This is a genomic window from Maribacter sp. PR66, assembly GCF_028464205.1.
Classification (GTDB): Bacteria; Bacteroidota; Bacteroidia; order Flavobacteriales; family Flavobacteriaceae; genus Maribacter; species Maribacter flavus.
Genome location: NZ_JAQPCH010000004.1, coordinates 38,993 through 58,426 on the forward strand (window position 1 = coordinate 38,993; position 19,434 = coordinate 58,426).

Annotated in this window: 15 protein-coding genes and 1 tRNA gene; 7 read left to right on the forward strand and 9 right to left on the reverse strand. The window is 41.6% G+C overall.

Translation table 11 applies throughout. The features are described from left to right. Positions 1–32: 32 nt before the first annotated feature. Positions 33–1,343 carry a M14 family metallopeptidase gene (locus PP181_RS09045; protein WP_272636833.1) on the reverse strand — a complete coding sequence of 437 codons (1,311 nt, stop codon included), beginning with the start codon at positions 1,341–1,343 and terminating at the stop codon, positions 33–35. Between the two features lie 185 nt (positions 1,344–1,528). Between PP181_RS09045 and PP181_RS09050 the strand changes: the two genes are divergently transcribed. Together PP181_RS09050 and bshB1 are read left to right on the forward strand one after the other, a co-directional pair. Beyond that, on the forward strand, positions 1,529–2,701 hold the full coding sequence (locus PP181_RS09050; protein WP_272636834.1) for a trans-sulfuration enzyme family protein: 1,173 nt from the start codon (positions 1,529–1,531) through the stop codon (positions 2,699–2,701). Between the two features lie 31 nt (positions 2,702–2,732). Then, complete coding sequence (gene bshB1, locus PP181_RS09055) at positions 2,733–3,449, forward strand: bacillithiol biosynthesis deacetylase BshB1 (protein ID WP_272636835.1); 717 nt, start codon at positions 2,733–2,735, stop codon at positions 3,447–3,449. On the opposite strand, the gene PP181_RS09060 is transcribed toward bshB1, so the two are convergent. Further along, on the reverse strand, positions 3,446–5,467 hold the full coding sequence (locus PP181_RS09060; protein WP_272636836.1) for a tetratricopeptide repeat-containing sensor histidine kinase: 2,022 nt from the start codon (positions 5,465–5,467) through the stop codon (positions 3,446–3,448). The genes bshB1 and PP181_RS09060 overlap by 4 nt on opposite strands. Positions 5,468–5,742: 275 nt before the next feature. Beyond that, on the reverse strand, positions 5,743–7,692 hold the full coding sequence (locus PP181_RS09065; protein WP_272636837.1) for a tetratricopeptide repeat-containing sensor histidine kinase: 1,950 nt from the start codon (positions 7,690–7,692) through the stop codon (positions 5,743–5,745). Between the two features lie 341 nt (positions 7,693–8,033). Between PP181_RS09065 and PP181_RS09070 the strand changes: the two genes are divergently transcribed. Next, positions 8,034–8,109: transfer RNA gene (locus PP181_RS09070), tRNA-His, on the forward strand. Between the two features lie 171 nt (positions 8,110–8,280). Here the strand turns inward: PP181_RS09070 and PP181_RS09075 are convergent. Together PP181_RS09075 and PP181_RS09080 are read right to left on the reverse strand one after the other, a co-directional pair. Next, the gene (locus tag PP181_RS09075) at positions 8,281–9,840 is read right to left on the reverse strand and encodes a M28 family peptidase (protein ID WP_272636838.1); all 1,560 of its coding nucleotides are present in this window, start codon (positions 9,838–9,840) and stop codon (positions 8,281–8,283) included. Between the two features lie 146 nt (positions 9,841–9,986). Then, positions 9,987–10,418: a YybH family protein gene (locus tag PP181_RS09080; protein ID WP_272636839.1), complete on the reverse strand. Its 432-nt coding sequence runs from the start codon at positions 10,416–10,418 to the stop codon at positions 9,987–9,989. Positions 10,419–10,493: 75 nt separating this feature from the next. Between PP181_RS09080 and PP181_RS09085 the strand changes: the two genes are divergently transcribed. Then, positions 10,494–11,366 carry a phytanoyl-CoA dioxygenase family protein gene (locus tag PP181_RS09085; RefSeq protein WP_272636840.1) on the forward strand — a complete coding sequence of 291 codons (873 nt, stop codon included), beginning with the start codon at positions 10,494–10,496 and terminating at the stop codon, positions 11,364–11,366. Here the strand turns inward: PP181_RS09085 and PP181_RS09090 are convergent. Genes PP181_RS09090 through PP181_RS09100 form a run of 3 tightly spaced genes read right to left on the reverse strand, consistent with a single transcriptional unit; the run spans position 11,363 to position 14,237 of the window. Next, positions 11,363–13,069: a phytoene desaturase family protein gene (locus PP181_RS09090; protein ID WP_272636841.1), complete on the reverse strand. Its 1,707-nt coding sequence runs from the start codon at positions 13,067–13,069 to the stop codon at positions 11,363–11,365. The two genes, PP181_RS09085 and PP181_RS09090, sit on opposite strands and share 4 nt — an antisense overlap. A 3-nt stretch (positions 13,070–13,072) precedes the next feature. Then, positions 13,073–13,762 (reverse strand): SGNH/GDSL hydrolase family protein, encoded by a 690-nt coding sequence (locus PP181_RS09095; protein ID WP_272636842.1) that lies wholly within the window; start codon positions 13,760–13,762, stop codon positions 13,073–13,075. Between the two features lie 7 nt (positions 13,763–13,769). Then, complete coding sequence (locus PP181_RS09100) at positions 13,770–14,237, reverse strand: hypothetical protein (RefSeq protein WP_272636843.1); 468 nt, start codon at positions 14,235–14,237, stop codon at positions 13,770–13,772. A 182-nt stretch (positions 14,238–14,419) separates the two neighbouring features. Here PP181_RS09100 and PP181_RS09105 point away from each other — a divergent pair, with 182 nt between their 5' ends. Then, positions 14,420–14,878: a hypothetical protein gene (locus PP181_RS09105; RefSeq protein ID WP_211361176.1), complete on the forward strand. Its 459-nt coding sequence runs from the start codon at positions 14,420–14,422 to the stop codon at positions 14,876–14,878. On the opposite strand, the gene PP181_RS09110 is transcribed toward PP181_RS09105, so the two are convergent. After that, the gene (locus PP181_RS09110; protein ID WP_272636844.1) at positions 14,875–16,365 is read right to left on the reverse strand and encodes a S10 family peptidase; all 1,491 of its coding nucleotides are present in this window, start codon (positions 16,363–16,365) and stop codon (positions 14,875–14,877) included. The two genes, PP181_RS09105 and PP181_RS09110, sit on opposite strands and share 4 nt — an antisense overlap. 138 nt (positions 16,366–16,503) lie before the next feature. On the opposite strand from PP181_RS09110, the gene PP181_RS09115 reads away from it, so the two are divergent. Together PP181_RS09115 and PP181_RS09120 are read left to right on the forward strand one after the other, a co-directional pair. Then, positions 16,504–17,640 carry a Gfo/Idh/MocA family protein gene (locus PP181_RS09115; protein WP_272636845.1) on the forward strand — a complete coding sequence of 379 codons (1,137 nt, stop codon included), beginning with the start codon at positions 16,504–16,506 and terminating at the stop codon, positions 17,638–17,640. A 159-nt stretch (positions 17,641–17,799) separates the two neighbouring features. Beyond that, entirely contained in the window at positions 17,800–19,422 is a 1,623-nt protein-coding gene (locus PP181_RS09120) for an alkaline phosphatase PhoX (protein ID WP_272636846.1), read from the forward strand. The last annotated feature ends 12 nt before the right edge of the window (positions 19,423–19,434 follow it).

Sequence of the window (19,434 nt, forward strand, 5' to 3'; positions counted from 1 at the left end):
CCCCGAGCGTAGTCGAAGTGAACAACCAACAACTATTCCTTCTCCAACAACAACCGCATTATCTCCTCAGCGGCGACCTTTCCTTTCTCCTTTAGAAAATCCCGGGGCGTGTTATCGCCCAGTTCAAAAACGATGGCCGGCATGCCATGGTGTACATAAAAGTAATTTCTGGAAACCATGGTCGGTTTTATTTTATCGGATGGGGCAATATTCGTTCTTTTTTGAGGGAGTCGGGTTGAAATGCTTTCGATCCAATCGTATACAATCTTACCTTTTTGTTCGATGACCGTGCTGTCAATCGGATAGTAGATATCGTCCCAAGTTGAGTGAAAATCGGCCCCAAAAACGAATTCGTAGCCCTCTTCATTTTTTTTGTTCAGAAAATCGCGCACGCTTCTTGTTTCCGGCTGATTGAAATTTTCCCAATCGCGATTCAGGTCAATACCGCCCATGTTATGACGCCAATGTCCGTTGTCCACGCCATCGGGATTCATAAGCGGTACGGCGAAAACGTCAAACTTTTCCCTGAAAGTCTTAGCCTGTTCCGTATCACCGGATATGGTTTCCATAAAGGATTTCATCACAAGGAATCCAGTAACTTCCGGCGGGTGTTGTCTGGAGATGATCATCAATGCTTTCTTGGTACTTGGATATTCCTTGATCTCCATGAGCTGGATAGCACGGTTTTCGTGGGATTTCCCAATTTCATAATTGGTAATGAAGGGTTTAACGGAGAGTGAATCTACCCATTCCTGCACTCTTTTGGAAGTATAAAGTTCTTGGGCCGATATCCAAACGGGTTCATTACCAATGGCTAAGGTAATTTCAGCAAACTCGGGTGCCGCTTTGATGCCAAACTCCCCTTCGCCCGGATTTATTACCTTGTAGTTGGTACTGTCCAAAACCTTAAAATGGATACCATCTGAACTGATTTTGGGATAATACCTACTTCTTGAATCCTGATAGGAAAGTTTAATGGTGATTTCCCTGGGCTTCCCGGTCCAAACTTTGAAGGAATACCATGGACTCACGTTTATGGGCGTATTTTCTGCGGTGATCCAAATGGTGTAATGGTCGTTACCATCATTGGCCACACCGTTCAACCGGGCACCATCAAAATCGTTCGAAAAGTAGGTTTGATTGTCCATGGACCAGATGCCTTTCCATTGCTTTTGTACCGGTCTGTTTACGGTGGGCACAACAGGGCTGGCACCCTGTCCTTGATAGCCTGAAGTTGATTTTTGGGGAACTAACGTCGCTGTATTTTTACAGGAAATGAATACCGAAGAAAGGATGAGAATTGCAAGTAATTGGGTCCTCATAAAGTAAGGCTGATGAATCATTGTAGAAAATTAGCGGATTTTATCTTTGGTTGAAAGGTATTTAAAAAAATCGAACCAAATTTTGTCGGCCAATGTTTGCTTGAAGTATAGCAGGGAGTAGTTTTGATCTTGAGTAAGAGCGTAAATTGCATCGAGTAAGATTCACCTTCATTTCGTAACTTTAGCAATTCATTAAACTTGGAACAATGGACAATAAAGGTAAAGGCTTGAATACAATTTGTACACACGTGGGAGAATTGGAGGATACCAAATATAAAGGCGCGGTTTCCCCCTTGTATATGAGTACTTCGTATGCGTTTGATGATGTAGATGTTAAGCGATACCCAAGGTATTTCAATACCCCCAACCAAGATGGTCTTTGTAAAAAAATCGCCGCATTGGAACATGCGGAGTCGGCCTTGATATTTGGAAGCGGAATGGCCGCGGTAAGTACGGCCCTCTTGGCATTCCTTAGGGCAGGGGACCACATTGTTTTACAACAGACCTTATATGGGGGCACTTATAATTTGGTGACCGAAGAGTTCGATAAATATGGTATTTCCTATTCCTTTACAAAAGGATGGGAGCCTAAGGATTTTGAGAACGAAATTAGGGAAAACACCAAGGTGCTTTATATAGAAACACCCTCGAATCCCTTGTTGACGATAACCGATATAGAAGGTGTGGCCGCCATAGCGAAAAAACATGGCATCGTTTCCATGATCGATAATACATTTGCCAGTCCGGTGAACCAAAACCCGATAGATTTTGGCATCGACGTGGTCATTCATAGTGCCACCAAATACATGGGCGGTCATTCGGATATCTGTGCGGGTGCCGTAGCCTCTACCAAGGAACATATGCATCGCATATTCCATTTGGCCAAAAACTTTGGAGGTAGCCTCAGTGATTACACTGTTTGGTTGTTGGAGAGAAGTATAAAGACGATGGGGCTCAGGGTCCGGGCCCAAAACGAAAATGCTTTGGCAATGGCGAGGTATTTGGATTCCCATGCCGATATTGATGCGGTGTATTATCCCGGGTTGACCATCCATAAGGACCATGAACTTGCCAAGCGGCAGATGAAAGGCTTTGGGGGAATGCTTTCTTTTGAATTGAAGCCCTATTTGGATGCCTCGCTTTTTCAGAAATCCCTAAAAATGATCAAATCCTCCATGAGTTTGGCAGGTGTGGAAAGTACGGTACTTTCACCCACCCAGACGAGCCATGCCCTGATGAGTGCCGAAGTAAGGGCAGAACAAGGCATCAAGGATGGGTTGATTCGATTTTCAGTAGGAATCGAGGAGCCGGAAGATCTAATTGCGGATATTGAATATGCCATTAAAAAAGTCAAGAAAGAGACTAAAACGACCGTTTGATATTTTTAAAAATCCAAAAAGGCACTTATAAATGAAATTAGATATTTTGGTATTTGGAGCGCATCCGGACGATGCTGAACTTGGTGCGGCCGGGACCATAGCCAAGGAAGTCTCCAAAGGCAAAAAGGTAGGCATTGTGGATTTGACCCGAGGTGAGTTGGGAACCCGGGGTACTGCAGAAATTAGGGGTAAGGAAGCTGAAAATGCCAAAAACATTTTGGGAGTTTTTGTCCGGGAGAACCTGGGCTTTCGTGACGGGTTCTTTGTAAATGACGAGGCACATCAATTGGAGGTTATTAAAATGATCAGGAAGTACAGGCCTGAAATAGTCCTATGCAATGCCGTAAATGACAGACATATTGACCATGCTAAGGGAAGCGAATTGGTGAGCCATGCCTGCTTTTTAAGCGGGCTTGTAAAAATCGAGACCCTTCTTAATGGTAAGGCCCAGGAAAAGTGGCGACCAAAATTGGTATATCATTATATCCAATGGAAAAACCTAACCCCTGATTTTGCGGTGGATATAAGCCAGTTCATGGAAAAGAAAACAGAAGCCATTTTGGCGTATTCCTCCCAGTTCCATGACCCAAAGAGCAAAGAGCCGGAGACGCCCATCAGTAGTAAAACTTTTATTGAAAGTGTGAAATATAGGGCTCAGGATTTGGGGAGATTGATAGGGGTGGATTATGCCGAAGGTTTTACGGTAGAGCGTATGTTGGCCGTAGACTCCCTTGATTCCTTGATTTAGGCCGTTTTCTTGTACTCTTTTTTGGCTTTTGGTATGGAGAAGTAAAAGCTGGATCCTTTGTGGATGGAACTATCCACCCAAATGTTGCCATGATTTTTTTCAACCATTTCCTTGCAAAGTGACAATCCGAGTCCGGTACCTTTTTCATCATTGGTGCCGTAAGTGGAATGTGAGTTGGACTGGTCAAATATTTTTCCAATGGTTTCCTTGCTCATACCTACACCATTATCGCGTACAACAATTTCCCAGTGTCTGGCTTTTTCGGCTGCGCTTATGGTAACCATACCGTCCTTAGGAGTGAATTTCAAGGCATTGCTTATCAAGTTTCGGATCACAATATCAATTTGGTCACTATCGCACCAAGTCAGTGTGTTGGACTCTATTCTGTTGATAAGCCTTATGGATTTATTGTTTGCTACTTCTGAAAGCAAGGCTATATTTTCGTTAACTATACTTTCTATGGCCGTGATTCCAGGTTTCGTCTGGGCCCCATTCATTTGGGTTTGTCCCCAAGAAAGTAAATTATTGAGCGTAAAGGCGATATTATCTATATCCGATTTCAATTTGGGTACAAAGCCTAAAAACTCTTCCTTGGACATGTCACCTTCCTTAAACAATTTGATCAGCCCTTGGAAAGCTCCAATGGGGCCTCTGAGGTCATGACCAATGATTGAAAAAAGCTTGTTCTTGGTCTGGTCGACCTCGTACAAATACTTTTCTTTTCTTTCTAAATCTTCTTGTTTTAAAATAAGTTCCTTATTCAACTCCTTCTGAATTTTAGCATTACGTTTAATTAGGGCTGTTATGAACAAGAATATTATTAAAACAATTAAGGTGGCATATACATATTTTTTCTGTTTGGCCAACGCCTCCTTATTTTCAAGGATTAACTGCTCCTTCTGCCTCTCATACGCTATTTTGGTTTTTAACATCGTAAGTCCCTTTTTACTTTCCTTTCTGGAAATTTTTCCGGACACCTCATTGAAAATTTCATGGTACTCTAGGGCCATTTTATAGTCACCTTTATTCTTGTATATTTCATACAATAATTCAGCACCTTCCTCTATTCCTGATAAAACATCCAGATTTAAGGAATGGTCGTAAGCCTGCTGTGCATATATTGTTGATATACTATCATTTCCCAATTTCAGATGCGCTTTTGCCATTCCCGTCAAAAGCTGTATTTCCTCCCTTAAATCGTCTAACCTATCGTGAAGGATTTCACTTTGAGCATACCAATATAAGGCCCATTTATTCTTCTGCTGTTTTAAGTACACTTTACCTTTTACCTGGTATGCATAGGCGAGCCAATCCCTGATTCTGTTATCCTCAAAGGTTTTTATGGCACTATTTATATTGAACATGGCAAGTTCCAATTTTCCCATATCGGCATAGGCCGAGGCCATATTGCTCATGGTTTCAGCCATGATGATTGCATCTCCTATTTTTTCGTTGATTTTTTTGACCTTTTCATAATAGAACATACCTTCTTCAAAATCCTTTTGGGAAATATAGAGGTTGGCAATATTTTCGTTGATTATGGATAACATCTTTTGATTTTCAAGATATTCTGCCAGTTCAATACATTCAAGGTATTTGCTTAGGGCAAGGTCATAATCACCCCTATAGTCAAATTGTTCGCCTATGGTATTGAGAATTGTTAAGCGTAAGGTATCGTCCTTTTCAACAAAACTGATATCCAAGGCCTTTTGCAAATTGCCCAAGGACTCATCATATTTGCCCTTGTCTGAATAAAATGTTCCTAAACCTAGGTAAGCATTTGCCTTACCGATTTCATAGCCTATTTTCTCACTTATTTTAAGCCCTTCCTCCGATAGTAATTTAAGGCTGTCCAGATTGAAATACCGCTGTTCTAGACCTAATTCCAATAACAATTCTACATACTCAGTATTTTCTTTGGAGGAGTTTTGATACTTTGAAATTTCAATCAATAGGGAATCCTTGTAAGACATTTGGGCAAGTGCACTATAAGTAAAGAAAATAAATAGTAGAAGCACTCCTCTTATATAAAAGGCTTTGCTGTCGTAGTTCTTAAAGGTTTTAAATTTAGAAATCACCTGAATTTGCTCATACAAAATGTGAATTTACAATGCCTTTAGCACATGTCTCATTTTTTGTTGTGAACTATCAATTTTTGTGTGTTTTATCTTGAATTTATGTAATTCGTCGATAGTTTGAAATTTCTACATCCAAATATTATTTATATTACTAATAAAGTAAAGCCTTTAAAGATAAAACGAAAATGCATCCTAAAGTTGGATATTTTAGGTGATTAAGTACAGGGCCGCAAACTTACTTTGAAAGTTGTGCCCTTATTTATTACACTTTCCACCCAAATATCACCGTTATTTTTTTCGACCATTTCCTTGCAAAGCATCAGGCCAAGACCAGTACCTTTTTCGTCGTTCGTACCAAAGGTTGATAAATGTTCCTTGTAGTCCCATATCTTTTTAATATCGTCTTCGCTAATGCCAACACCGTTATCCTTAACTTTAATCAACACCTTGTCTTTTGATATTTCTCCATCAATTAAAATTTTTCCGCCTTCATGTGAAAATTTAATTGCATTGCTTATTAAATTTCTAAAGACAATTTCAAAATGGTTCAAATCCATTTTGGCACATAAATTATCTGGTATAGAGTTGATAAGTTTAATTCTTTTGTTTTTTAGATTTTCATTAAAAATCTGGGAGATATCTTCGACTTCATTTCGTGCTAGAAGATTTCTTGGTACCATACTTGATCCCTTCATTTGTGTTTGACCCCAATTCAAAAGGTTGTCCAAAGTAAAATGAATATGTTCAAGGTCCTTCTGCAATTTAGGTCCAAATCTCCTGAACTGACTTTCACCATTTTCTTCATTTAGGGAGACATCCAACAAACCCTTCAACGATATGATAGGGCCTCTAAGATCATGACCCACAATGGAAAACAATTTATCTTTTGTTTGATTTGTTAGGTGTAATTCTCGCTCGTTGTCGGCAAGAATGGTATTTAGTTTTTTTCTTTTTTTACTGGATTTCTGAATAAAAAAAATAACGACTATTGCCAATATTAGTGATACCAATGACCAACCTATGTATTTTTTTTGAGTATTTATAGTGGCCAGATTGGTTTCTTCAAGTCTTGTCCTTTCCTCCTCAAAGGCCAACTTTGCCTTTAGCATGGAGAGATTGGTCTTATTTTGTTCTTTGGAAATGGAGTCAGAGTAGGCTTCGGCACTTTCCAAATATTTAAGGGAGTCTTCAAAATCACTTTCATACTTTGCCAACTTATAGAGTATGCGAGAACACTTTTCCAGGCCAGATCTTAATTTAAAGGATTTGTATAAGTCTAGGCTTTTAAGGGCAAATTCCTTCGAAAGGGTATAATTACCTAGTTCGTAATGAACTGATGCAAATCCAAAATATAAATCCGAAATACCTTTTTTATCCCCACTTTTCTGATATTCCTTTTCGGCTTTTTCATAAAATTCCAATGCTTTGTCATATTCCTTATTTAAACTAAATACTTCACCGGTAGTCAGATAATTGAACGCAATGATTGTTGAAAAGTTGGTTTTTTTTGCAAGTTCAAGACCTTGCTTTAAATAATCCTTTGCTTTATCCAAATTATTTTTCCGCATATTCAGATAGCCAAGATTTGATAGAATAATACCATGGATGTGAACTGGCGTCTCTTGATCGATAACTTTTCTTGCAGCGTCATAATAAAGCATTGATTCGTTATAATCTCCCAATAAAAGGAACATTGTTCCCAAATTGTTGTTAATACGAACCAATTCGTTTAAATTTTTGGTTTTTTCAGCCAAATAATTGGCCATGAGGAAGTTTTGAAAGGCCTTTGGATGATCTGATTGTATGAAGTGGGCTTGGGCAATATCATTATATATTTTTATGCCCAAATCTGGGTATTTGGACAAGCTTGGATGGTTTGAAATTCTTAAATTTATTTCCAAGGATTTCTTGCTGTTTCCTTGATACAACTCGTAGCTGGCCAGATTGTATGTGGAATACAATACACCTCTTTCATAGTTGATTTCCTTGCTTAGCTCCAAAGCCTGTAAGGCGATTATTTGAATGGAATCAGATTTTCTATAGCGCAGTTCTTCCGCTCGTTTGTTGAGCTCCAAAATATAAATCGTGTCCTTAAGTATGGAAGGTATCTTTTGTGAGTATACGGCTATGGAAATAAATAGGAACAGAAATGTAGTTTTAAGCATTTTTGAACTTTTCATCCTGTTTAATAGTTAAATGGTTTTTGATACGTGTGTGAACGAAAAATACTAAAATTTTACTTTTATTTTATTCTTGAACGTATATAGAGTTTGTAATAGATTGGCTTTTGATTACTGTCACTATGTAAAAATCAGTTAGAAAGTAAATTCACCATCGTATTTATTTGTCAATTTCTCCTACACTAGTGCACAAGTTATTGATGGTTGAATTAAAACTTGATAGTATTAGTATAACTTAATCTTTTTGTACGATCAACAATATTTTAAAGTAGTTTTTCTTTTGATAAGTAGAAGAAAAAAAATTACCTTTGCCACCGCTTATAAATGGTGGTTGTAGCTCAGCTGGTTAGAGCGCTGGATTGTGGTTCCAGAGGTCGCCGGTTCGAACCCGGTCTTCCACCCAAAAAGCATTTTAAACTCGCCCTGTACATGATATGTCCGGGGCTTTTTTGTATCCTGAATGTAGGGTGAGAAGCCTGTGCCGAGCAAGGAATGCCCAGATTCCAGTCTTTACTTTTTAAAAGAAAAAGGCCGATAATAACTATCGGCCTTTAACTTAAATCTTAAACTTCCTTAATCTGAAGCCTTATCGACAACAACGGGATTGGCCCTGTTTGCCAATTCCCATGCCGTATAGAAAATCAGTCGGGTTCTGTTCTCCAATAAATCATAGTTTATTTTGTCCGGAGTGTCACTAGGCCTGTGATAATCGTCATGTGTTCCGTTAAAATAGAAAATTATGGGAATGTTGTTTTTGGCAAAATTGTAGTGATCGCTTCGGTAATAAAATCGATTGGGGTCGTTTTCATCGTTATAGGTATAATCCAATTCCAATTGGGTGTATTTGGAATTCACTTCCTCGGAAAGCTCATGTAGTTCCGTACTCAATTTATCGGAACCAATTAGGTAGATATAATTTCTATCCCCATCCCGCTTAGGGTCTATTCTTCCCACCATGTCAATGTTCAAATTCGCAACTGTCTGGCCTAGGGGAAAAATGGGCTCTACATCGGTATAATATTCAGAACCCAAAAGGCCCTTTTCTTCTCCGGTCACGTGCAAGAAGACCACAGACCTACTCGGTCCATTTCCGTCTTCCTGAGCTTTTTTAAAGGCTTCCGCAATTTCCAAAAGCGCCACGGTTCCAGACCCGTCATCGTCCGCGCCATTGTTGATCTCGCCCTCTTCGGTAATTCCTATATGGTCCAAATGCGATGAAATGATAATATATTCATTGGGTTTCTTGCTTCCCTGTATAAATGCCACTACGTTCTCCGAATCTACCTCCACGTTGGAACTTTCAAATGCCAATGTTGCTTTTGAGTCCAATTCTTTGGGCGTTTGGTCTGTTTCTATAGATGGTAAAATCGCTTTTGCCAACGTACCATCGATAAACAGACTTGAAAAGTCATTTTCCTGAAGGTCCTTAAGGCTCATTCTGCCACTATTACTGTTTCGCATATAGTCGAACCGACTTTTAAATCTTGGGTAATTATCGGCATCGTAGTAAAGTACGCCAATAGCTCCCTTGTCTTCGGCCAATTGGAAGCGTTTTCCAAGTGATTCCGACATGTTGCTCCAAATCGATTTTTCAGAGGTACCGGAAATCGTGTACGTACCGTCCGAGTTCATGGGCTCCCCGGTTTTCATCAATACCAACTTGCCGGCAATGTCCATTCCCTGGTAGTCAGAATAATTATCGTCCTCGATACCGTATCCTACATATACAATTTCATTGTCCCCGGATTGGGCTTTTGAAAAGGTAAGTACGTGCTCGCCCAAAAGATAATCGGAAGTGTCGATGCTTAACTTGCCAACGGGGATTTGGCTGATTTCAATGGGTACTTTCTGAAAGTAATCGCCATTGGACTGGGCGGGAGGAATCTCCAAATTTTCATATTCCGCCTTTAGATATTCAATGGCCTTTTTTTGTCCGGGTTGTCCGGTTTCCCGGCCTTCAAATTCATCGGAAGCGTAAATGTACAAATGCTCCTTCAATTCAATTTCTGTAATGGTTTCCGCATAGACTTTAGGGTCGACGGGTCCTTTTGAAATGGTTTCCGTCCTTACTGTCTTCTGTGAGGAATTACATGCGGCCAAAAGGCCCGCCACCAACCAAACTAATTTTCTCATACGTTTAAATTAAATGCGACATATTGATTTTTAATTGCCTCCTTTGGAAGAGGAATTTAGTTAATCACTCAAATCCCTCGACGAGGGTTTCATAGGTATTTTGTGAAATTTGTCAAAAATAAGGAAAAGTGGGATATGGAATATGATCAGCAAGATGAATCGGCCACTATCTTCCAATCCCCATTAATTCTTTTGAAAATAATGAGAAAGGTCCCTTTGGCATCCCCAACTTCCCGGGTCAAATGATATTCTCCCATCACCCAATAGGCATCTTTGTTTATTTTGGAAATATCTGCAATTTTGAATTGGAGTTTGCCCGTATGTGCTTTTGAAGGATAGCGCAGGTTATAATTCTCCAAGGTTGTCTCCCAGCCCTTGGAAAGTTTGGCACCACTGTAAAACTTAAGGGAGTCGCTCTCCCAGTATCCGGCCATAAAACCCTCAATATCACCGTTGGACCAGCTAGTTTGTTGGTCACGTAAGATTTTTTTGATTTGGTCGATGTCCTCCGCATCGTTGCTAGTTTCAGTGCAGGAAACGAAAATACCTAGAGTGATGGCAAGTAAAAAGTACTTCATAATAGTTGGATTTATAAGTCAATATAGAAAATAGAATTCAGTATCTTTAAGGGTAACCTTTTTTATTTTTGACCGATGCAAATTAAGGATTTGGCAGAGCGACATTCGCTCATCTCAGAACTTTTTAAATTCCCCAAAACAGCGGATGAATGGGAGGCTTATAAACTATCCGAAGCCCAATTGACCCATTACGAGGAATATGGATATGTATCCGGCATCAAACTGTTGGACGAAGGGCAAATTTTACACTTGCAAAAGGAATTAGACGAGCTTATGGATCCCAAACATCCTGCACACTCGCTTTTTTACGAATTTCACAGTAACGAATCCAAGGACCAGGATTCCGTATTGTTTCATTCCCTTGGGCATTGGAGGATTACGGAAGGCTTTCATGATGTTCTATGGAATCCGGCGTTTGTAATGGCGGCATATCAATTGTTGGGTAATAGGGCAGTTCGTTTTTGGCACGACCAGCTTTTTTACAAACCTGCAAAGCACGGTGGGGTAGTGGCCTGGCACCAAGACTATTCGTATTGGACACGCACCGTGGCCATGCAACATTTAACCTGTTGGACAGGTCTGGACGATGCCACCGAAGAAAACGGGTGCTTGTATTATGTGCCAAAAAGCCACAATTGGGGATTGCTGGATGCCCCTGAACTTGCCGGAAACATGGAGGGGCTTTTGGACTATTTGACCGAAGATCAGCGCAGGGAATTTAACCCTGTTCCCATTCCCTTGAAGAAAGGCTATGCCACTTTTCACCATCCCTTAATGGTACATGGTTCCTATGAAAACAAATCGAATAGGCCTCGAAGGGCCTTTGTCCTCAACGTTTTTGCAGATGGCACGGTAAGCAATACCAATGATGAACTCTTAAAGGGTGTCCCACCTATTTCAAAGGGGCAGAAAATGGAGGGTAAGTTTTTTCCGCTGCTTTTTGGTTAGGCCAAGCTTTTTGATTTTTCCTGCGTCCTTTTTTGTCGTAGCCTGATTTTCTTTTGTATCTCCTCCGGGTAGTTATTGGAAGTGTCTTCGGCCTCCAAAATGAGTAATTCCTGCCCTTCCTGGGGTTCTTTTAGTTCATCGGCGTGGCATCCTAGAATAACCGCTGCCGTATTTACCCCAGAATGGCTTGCCCCGGCCACACCGTGCGATAAAATACTGGCACCGCATAGATATAGGTTTTCTATCTCACTTTTGGATTTGTATGCAAAAGGTCCAATATGCTTTAAGCTTTTTTCCGTTCCGTAGACATTTCCTCTTGTTGTATTGATGTAATATTGGTTGGTAATTGGGGTGCCCAATTCTTGGTGCACGATGTGCTTGCTGATACTCGGGACAACTTTTTCCAAACCTAAAATCATTTTTTGGGTGAGTTCCTCCTTAAACCGCAGATATTTTTCCGACCGTTCGGCACTTTCCTCCGCAAAAGGCTCAAATGTCCTGTAGTCTATAAAGGTGATTACTTCCAGGCAATGGTGCTTTCCATCAAAACTTGTAGGGTCTTTCAAGGTGGTACAGCTCACGAAAAGCGCCTCGAAAAATTCGACCTTTTGAAGGTCCGATTTCATTATGCCGTCATAGTAATCATCCATATCCCTATCCGGTAAAACCCAAATATTTCCGGAGTCCAAACCGGCCTTTCGCACATCCATATCCACCGATAGAAACAACATGAGCGAAGTGCATGAATATATCGTTTTTTCCAGTTTTTTCTGAAGTTTTGGGCTTAGGTGCTGCTTCCCGATGAGTTGGTTGTACGTGATGCCGACATCCGCATTGGAAACAATATGCTTCCCGAAAATTTGCCTTCCATCGGCAAGTTCCACTCCGGTAGCTTTCTTGTTCGTTTCGCCTTCGATCAGTATTTTTTTAACGGAGGTGGAAGTTTTAAGGACACCTCCATATTCCTTGAATTTGTTGGTCATTGATTTTACCAAGGCACCTCCGCCACCCATGGGATAGTATCCTCCTTTAAAATAGTGGTACATCAAAGCTGCATGAAGAATAAACGCAGCTTTCTTTGGCTGAACCCCATGGTCGCCACATTGAATATTTAGGACATTTTTTAAAAGTGGGTCTTTGATATGCCAATTTATGACCCTTTTGAGACTGAACAAACCGTATTTGCCAAAATGCCGGGTTCTGTACGGAATGGTCAATTTTTTCCAAAAACCCTTTATGTAGGGTAAGGAGTAGAGTTCCTCGCTTGCCAGTCGGATTAGCTTTAGGTATTTTTTGATTCCTTTTTTTTCCTTCGGAAATCTGTCAATCAATCGGTTTTCAAGTTCTTCGGGATTATCGGGAAAATCAAATCGGTGGTTTCCAATATGCACATGTTCATAAGCATCGGGATTCATCCTAAAAAACACCAAATCATTGGCAATACCCAAACCTTTGTACAAGTTACTGGTAGATTCACCTTCACCTACCAACCCAATGTAATGTACACCCGGAGTAAATCGGTGTCCCTCCAGATAAAAGCTATGGCACCATCCTCCGGGTACGTCGTGTTGTTCCAACAATAGGACTTTCTGTCCGGCCCTTGCAAGGCATAAAGCGGTGGTCAGCCCCCCAGCACCAGAACCTATGATGATGCTGTCCCAGTTTTGGGTCGATATATCCTCTTGTAAATCCTTTTTTTTCAAGGGCTATTTTTTCAAGGCTTTCTCAATGGCTTCCTCCACTAAAGGCTCCATGACCTTATATCCTTCAACGGTGGGGTGGACATCATCATCTGCATATTTTTTTGGCAATCCGTTCCTCTCATCCGCCATTTGCGAGAAATAGTCTAGATAGATATGCCCTTTCTCGTCGGCATAGGCCTTTATCATTTTGTTAAGTGCCACAATTTTTCCGGCGGGTTCCAACCCTGGTTTCCAAGGATAATCATACGCCGGCAAGGTAGATGACAATACCACTTTAATATCATTGGCGTGTGCAATTTCGGCCATGCCCTTGATGTTGTCCATGATCATTCCCAATGTGGACGGTCCCGTGTTCCCGGCAATATCATTGGTTCCGGCAAGGATGATCACCACCTTTGGATGAAGGTCCACCACATCCTGCCGAAAGCGAATCAGCATCTGGGGCGTCGTCTGTCCACTAATGCCCCTGTTTACATACGGTTTTCCCTCAAAGAATTCCGGTCTGGAATTCAGCCAACCAATGGTGATGGAATTGCCCATGAAAACGACCCTATCTTCATTTTCTTTGGGGGCTTCCAAAGATCCATTGGCCTCTTGGAACATTTTTAAGTTGGCCCAATCCTGAGCTAAAACCGTGTGCTGGGATAAAAAAGTGGCAAGGATTCCCATAAGCAAAAACTTGAAATTTTTCATTTGTAAGTTATTGATTGTGATTGTGTTGAAGTTTTCTTTTTTCGTCCGATGTCAAAGGAAGCGTATCCAAGAGCTTTTGAAGGTTTGGCCGTTGAACGGCCAAGTACAGGACCAAACACACGGCTATGACCCAAGGCAAGGCATTACCGGATGTATTATACGCGACTATGGCCAAAAAAGCGGGGCCTTCCAATAAGGCATATTTAACGATCGATGCGGACTGGTATCTTTTCAATTTTTCCTCCAATGGCATTGTTTTTTCTATGGCAGAAATCTGATTTCTAAAAATAAACTGACTCCCAAAATAACCAGCGATTGCCACAATGGGAACGAGGTATAAAAATGGATTTGAATCATCCATTTTGGCATTAAATTCCCCTGAGCCTAAATAGGAAAGAAGTAGAAAAACCGAAACACCGGCCACCAAGGCCAGGTGAATTATTTTATTTGTCCTTAAATAGCTTTTGATCTCCAAGACGTTGAATAAAGCCCTAAGATACTATTTTAAACTAAAGTTTTAATGTAAAGTGATTCGGGATAGCTTTTGGTACACTAGTAAGGTCAAAGGTGATTTGTGAAGCCCTGGGGAAATATGTACTTTTTGATTATCGGATAAAAAACCGCAACAAACCAATGCTTTCTATATATTTGCGGGGTATGAGAACATTTATACTTTTTTTCTGTGTCCTCTTTTTTGTATTAAAAGGTTATTCCCAAATTGGAGAGGATAAGGTGCTTCACTTTGTGGGCGGCAATCTTTTTGGAATGGTAGGGGCAGGGGTTGCCAATCAAATATCAGATGGCAATAGGGCTTGGACTTTTGCCGGATCTATAGGCGGAAGCTTACTCATAGGCTTGGCAAAAGAGGGCATTGATCAAAACCAATATGGTGGTTGGGACAATTCCGATCTATTGGCGACCGTCCTTGGTGGTGTTAGTGTAGGTGTCACCATCGATGTTTTCAAACAAAAGAAAAAAAGAAAGCGAGCGCAACTTTATAGAGAGGCCATTGGATTTAAAATTGAACATGATCATTTTCCAATGGATTCTATTTCCCCAGCTACCTCGCTTTCCGTTTTGGCAATTTCGCCAAGTGTTCTCAGCGGCGAATACTAGTATTTTGCACTTTTGCCGTTTGCTTGCGTGTTTTTGATGAATTCACGAATGTCATCATTGGCCTTTTGCAAATCCTTCTTACGAAGGTACATCATATGACCGGAACGATACCCCTTAAAACTGAATCGGTCTTTCATTCTACCACTGGGGTCCACTTGCCACATCAGATATTTTGCATTGAAATACGTAGTGGCGCCATCGTAATATCCGGATTGTACCATGACATTCAAATACGGATTTTGCGCCATGGCCTGTCTTAGGTTCTCACGGGTATTCTCATCTGAGTTGTCCCATGGATGCACCGGACCGAACATATTGTATTTGATGTCGGTCTTAAATTTTAATTCCTCCTGCAGATAGTAATTTATGGCGGGGGTAAAGCTGTGGAGCCAAGAGGTAAGTTCAGAATTATAATCGGGTCGCATGCCCATCAACTGTTTGTCCATTCCCAAATACCTGGAATCCAATCGCCCAACGGTATATCCTCCCTTTTCCTTCAACAGATTTTTCCAAAAGAATGAAGTAGGAACGGACAGATTCTGGTCCAAAATATCTTTCGCTTCCAATCCGGAGTAATAGGCCATTTTTTCGGCAACCGCAGACCTTTCCGCATTCGGTATAAACCCACCTTTCGCCAACGCGGGAATCAAGGTGTTGATGGTATATTCTTCTGATTCGGGTAAAATTTCAAGTAAATCCTTGTTTTGCAATGTCGGGGGTAATGCCTTATGATGCCATGCAGCTGCCGTATAGTAAGGCAGGTTCATCGCTTCGGCAACGGGTCCGGAATTTCTGATGATTTTATAATCGGCGGGCGAGACCAGGATTACCCCGTTCAAATACATCCATTGTGCGTTTTGCAATTCCAGGGAAAGCCCCATTACACGGGGACCACCATAACTTTCCCCAATAAGGTACTTTGGGGAACGCCATCTGTTGTTTCGCGTAACAAAGGTGTTGAGCCATTCTGCGAGGTATTTGATATCGGCATTGATGCCAAAGAACTTTTTACGGTCCACCTTATCGCCTGTTTCCGGAATCGTTCTGGAATACCCAGTGTTCGCGGGATTTACGTAGACCACATCGGTTACATCCAAAACGGAATATGGGTTTTCCTTAACCCCATAAGGTTGCACGGGATATCCCTCGTCATCAATGTTCAATATACGGGGGCCCGTATAGGCCAAATGCATCCATACGGAACCGGAACCAGGCCCGCCGTTAAACGAAATCAATAAAGGTCTGGCCGCACGGTCCTTAACATTATTACGGGTATAATAGGTATAATGCAAGGAGGCAATGGGATCGCCATTTTCGTCCCAAACGGGCTGCGTTCCCGTTTTTGCGGTATAATCAATGGAAGTCCCGTTTATGACAACGCTATGTTGGGTGGTAACTACTGTATCCACTGGAAGTTCCCTTCCTTGGGCCTTGGATTTAACGTGCAATAATAAAACTAGGATGGTTGGTAAAAATAATCGTTTCATAGGTTCTCTGAATTAGTCCCCTAAAAATAACCAATTATTAGCTAATGTGATTTTATTCCATTCCATGAAATAAGATTTTTATTCTTGTTATATTTAAAAAGGCATCAAATTGGTTAATTGTAAATAAAAAACTTAAAAATGAAGATTTTCACCAGACGTGATTTTGGAATAACTTTAGGAAAAGGTATAACCGCAACTACATTATTGGGAGCCACCAGTATTGCATGTGCCAATGGAAAAAAACCACAGAATAAAAAATTAGGTGTCGCCCTAGTGGGTCTCGGCAGCTACAGTACGTATCAATTGGCTCCGTCCCTGCAGGACACTGAGCACTGTTATCTAGCCGGCATCGTTACGGGAACTAAGGAAAAGGAAAAGACCTGGCAGGAAAAGTATGGTATACCGGTTGAGAATACCTATAACTATGAGAACTTCGATTCCATAGCTAACAATGAGGCCATTGATATCGTATATGTGGTGCTACCAAACAGCATGCATGCAGATTTTAGCATTCGTGCAGCAAAGGCAGGGAAACATGTTATCTGCGAAAAACCGATGGCCATTAGTGTGGCCGAATGCGATGCCATCATCGGTGCCTGTAACAAGGCCGGTGTGAAACTTTCAGTTGGCTATCGAATGCAGTCCGACCCGTATACCAAGGAGGTGAAAAAATATGTAGCCGAAAAAACGTTTGGCGATGTTCATTTTGTTTCCTCCGATGCCGGATATATCTCCAGGGGCAATCCGGACCAATGGCGATTGAACAAGAAATTATCGGGTGGCGGGGCCTTAATGAACATGGGCGTATATTCCATTCAGACCAGTATTTATGGATGTGGGGCAAATCCTTCTTCGGTTTCGGCACAGGAATTTAGTACCAGACCCGATTATTTTAAGGATACGGATGAGACTATCACCGCCCAATTCGAATTTCCCAATGATGCTGTCGCCCATATGATGACATCGCACAATGCCAATGGAAATCGGCTAAAATCACATTGCAGCAATGGTTGGTTTGAATTGGATCCTGCCCATAGCTATGGGCCTATCAGTGGTAGAACATCCAACGGAAACGTCATCAGTTTTCCCCACCAAAGGCAGCAGGCCCTTCAAATGGACGATTTTGCCAAACACATACTCATGGGAACACCAAATGTGGCCCCTGGGGAAATGGGGAAAAGGGACATGATCATTGTGGAGGCCATTTACAGATTCATTGCGGAAGGCGGAAAAAAACAAATGCTGGACTTGGGCAATATGGGCATCGTTGGCTGAAACGTTATGCCAGAATATTTTAAACGATCAATTTACATTAATTTAAAGTCTTAACCTTTAGGAAAACTAATCGTAATACATTCCTAATTTTAAGGACACCTTATAACAAGGTACTCGTTATAGTTTTGGACTATTCATAACCTGAAAACTGTAACGAAAATGAAAAAATCAAAAAATGTATTGTTTAAAATCTGTGCACTTTCCCTGCTTGGGATTGCGGCCGTTAGTTGTAATCCAGAGGACGGGATCGATGGTATGGACGGTCGTGACGGCATCGACGGTGTTGACGGAAGGGATGGGGTAGATGGTCAGGATGGCGAGGACGGACAGGACCTTACCATTGAGGAAATGGTACCTTTGACCAGTTCTGTAGTGCCTGATGATGTTTTTGAATTGAAAGGTTCTTTTGCAAGTTCCGCCAATCTAAAAATGATTCTTTCTTCCGCTGATATCTTGGCATCGGATTCCACCTTTGTATACGGTTCTTATATGGACGGTGCCGCTTTGTATCCCTATGGAGATGGCACGTACGCATTTATCAACAATTTGGAGGCCGATTATTCCATTGCCCGAATCCGAATGAACTCGAATTTAGAGCCCATGGAAGGGGATTACATCGTCAATTCAACCGCCACTGCCTTTACCGCTATGTGTTCCGGTTCTTCGGTAACCGTTGAGGAACATGGATTTGGGCCTTTGTACCTTTCCGGCGGTGAATGGGGAGGAAACGCCAAAGGCGTCTACAAAGTAAATCCTTTTAGGGCCGCAGAAAATAGGGTAGAGGCCGAAAGACTTCCTGCTATGGGCGAGTGGTCCACGGAAAATGCCGTGGTGATAGGTAAGGATGCCTATCCGTCCCAAACCGTTGTGTTTATGGGAGATGATGATAGTAATAATACCTATCCACAAGCTCATTTTGGAATGTACGTAGGTTCCAGAGGAGATTTGTATGGTGGGAAATTATATGTATTGAGAGGGAAAAACCCTGTGGAATCCGCACCTGGTGCAGGTGGACAATTGTTTGAAATGGGAATGGCCGAAGATATCGAGTATGATGTTGAATGGGTAGAAGTTACGGAAAGGACCTTGGCCGAATTGAACCAAGAGGCCATCGATTCATCTGCGATAGGCTTTCAGCGAATTGAGGATATCGACTGGAGAAAGGGTTCTGCCCAGGCCAATAGGGAAGTTTATTTCAATGCCACCGGAAGGATTCGGGGCGATAACCCGGACCTTAACTTGAGAGGGACCGGATTTGGTAGGGTATATAAATTGGAACTCAATCCAGATAATCCTACCGGTGACGCCAAATTGACCGTTGTGGTGGATGGTGATTTGGAAGGCGGAAAGGGTGATGGAATGCATTCTCCGGATAATATTTTGGTAACAGAAAACTATGCCTATATCCAAGAAGACCCCAACGGTTATGCTTCTTTAAATGCCGATATTTCCGGATTTGCAAAATTATGGCAATTGGATTTGAATACCGGTGCCTTTTTAGAGGTCATGGAGTGTAACCAGACAGTTGCCGCCGGACTTGGTTTGGGAACTACTACCGACATGTGGGAAATAACTGGTCTAATAGATGTGACCGATGTAATTGGTGCTTCCGAGCCAACCTTTATGGGCGGTGCACAGGTACATGGATGGAATTTTAGTACGACTCCAGAAACTGCCGTTCGTGCGGACGGATTGAAATTTGTGGATCCAACGGCCATCGATGAATCCAGTGCTACCTTGGAAGGTTCCTTCCTTTTTAAAGTAACAGGCTTACCTAGATAATCGGATTTAGAA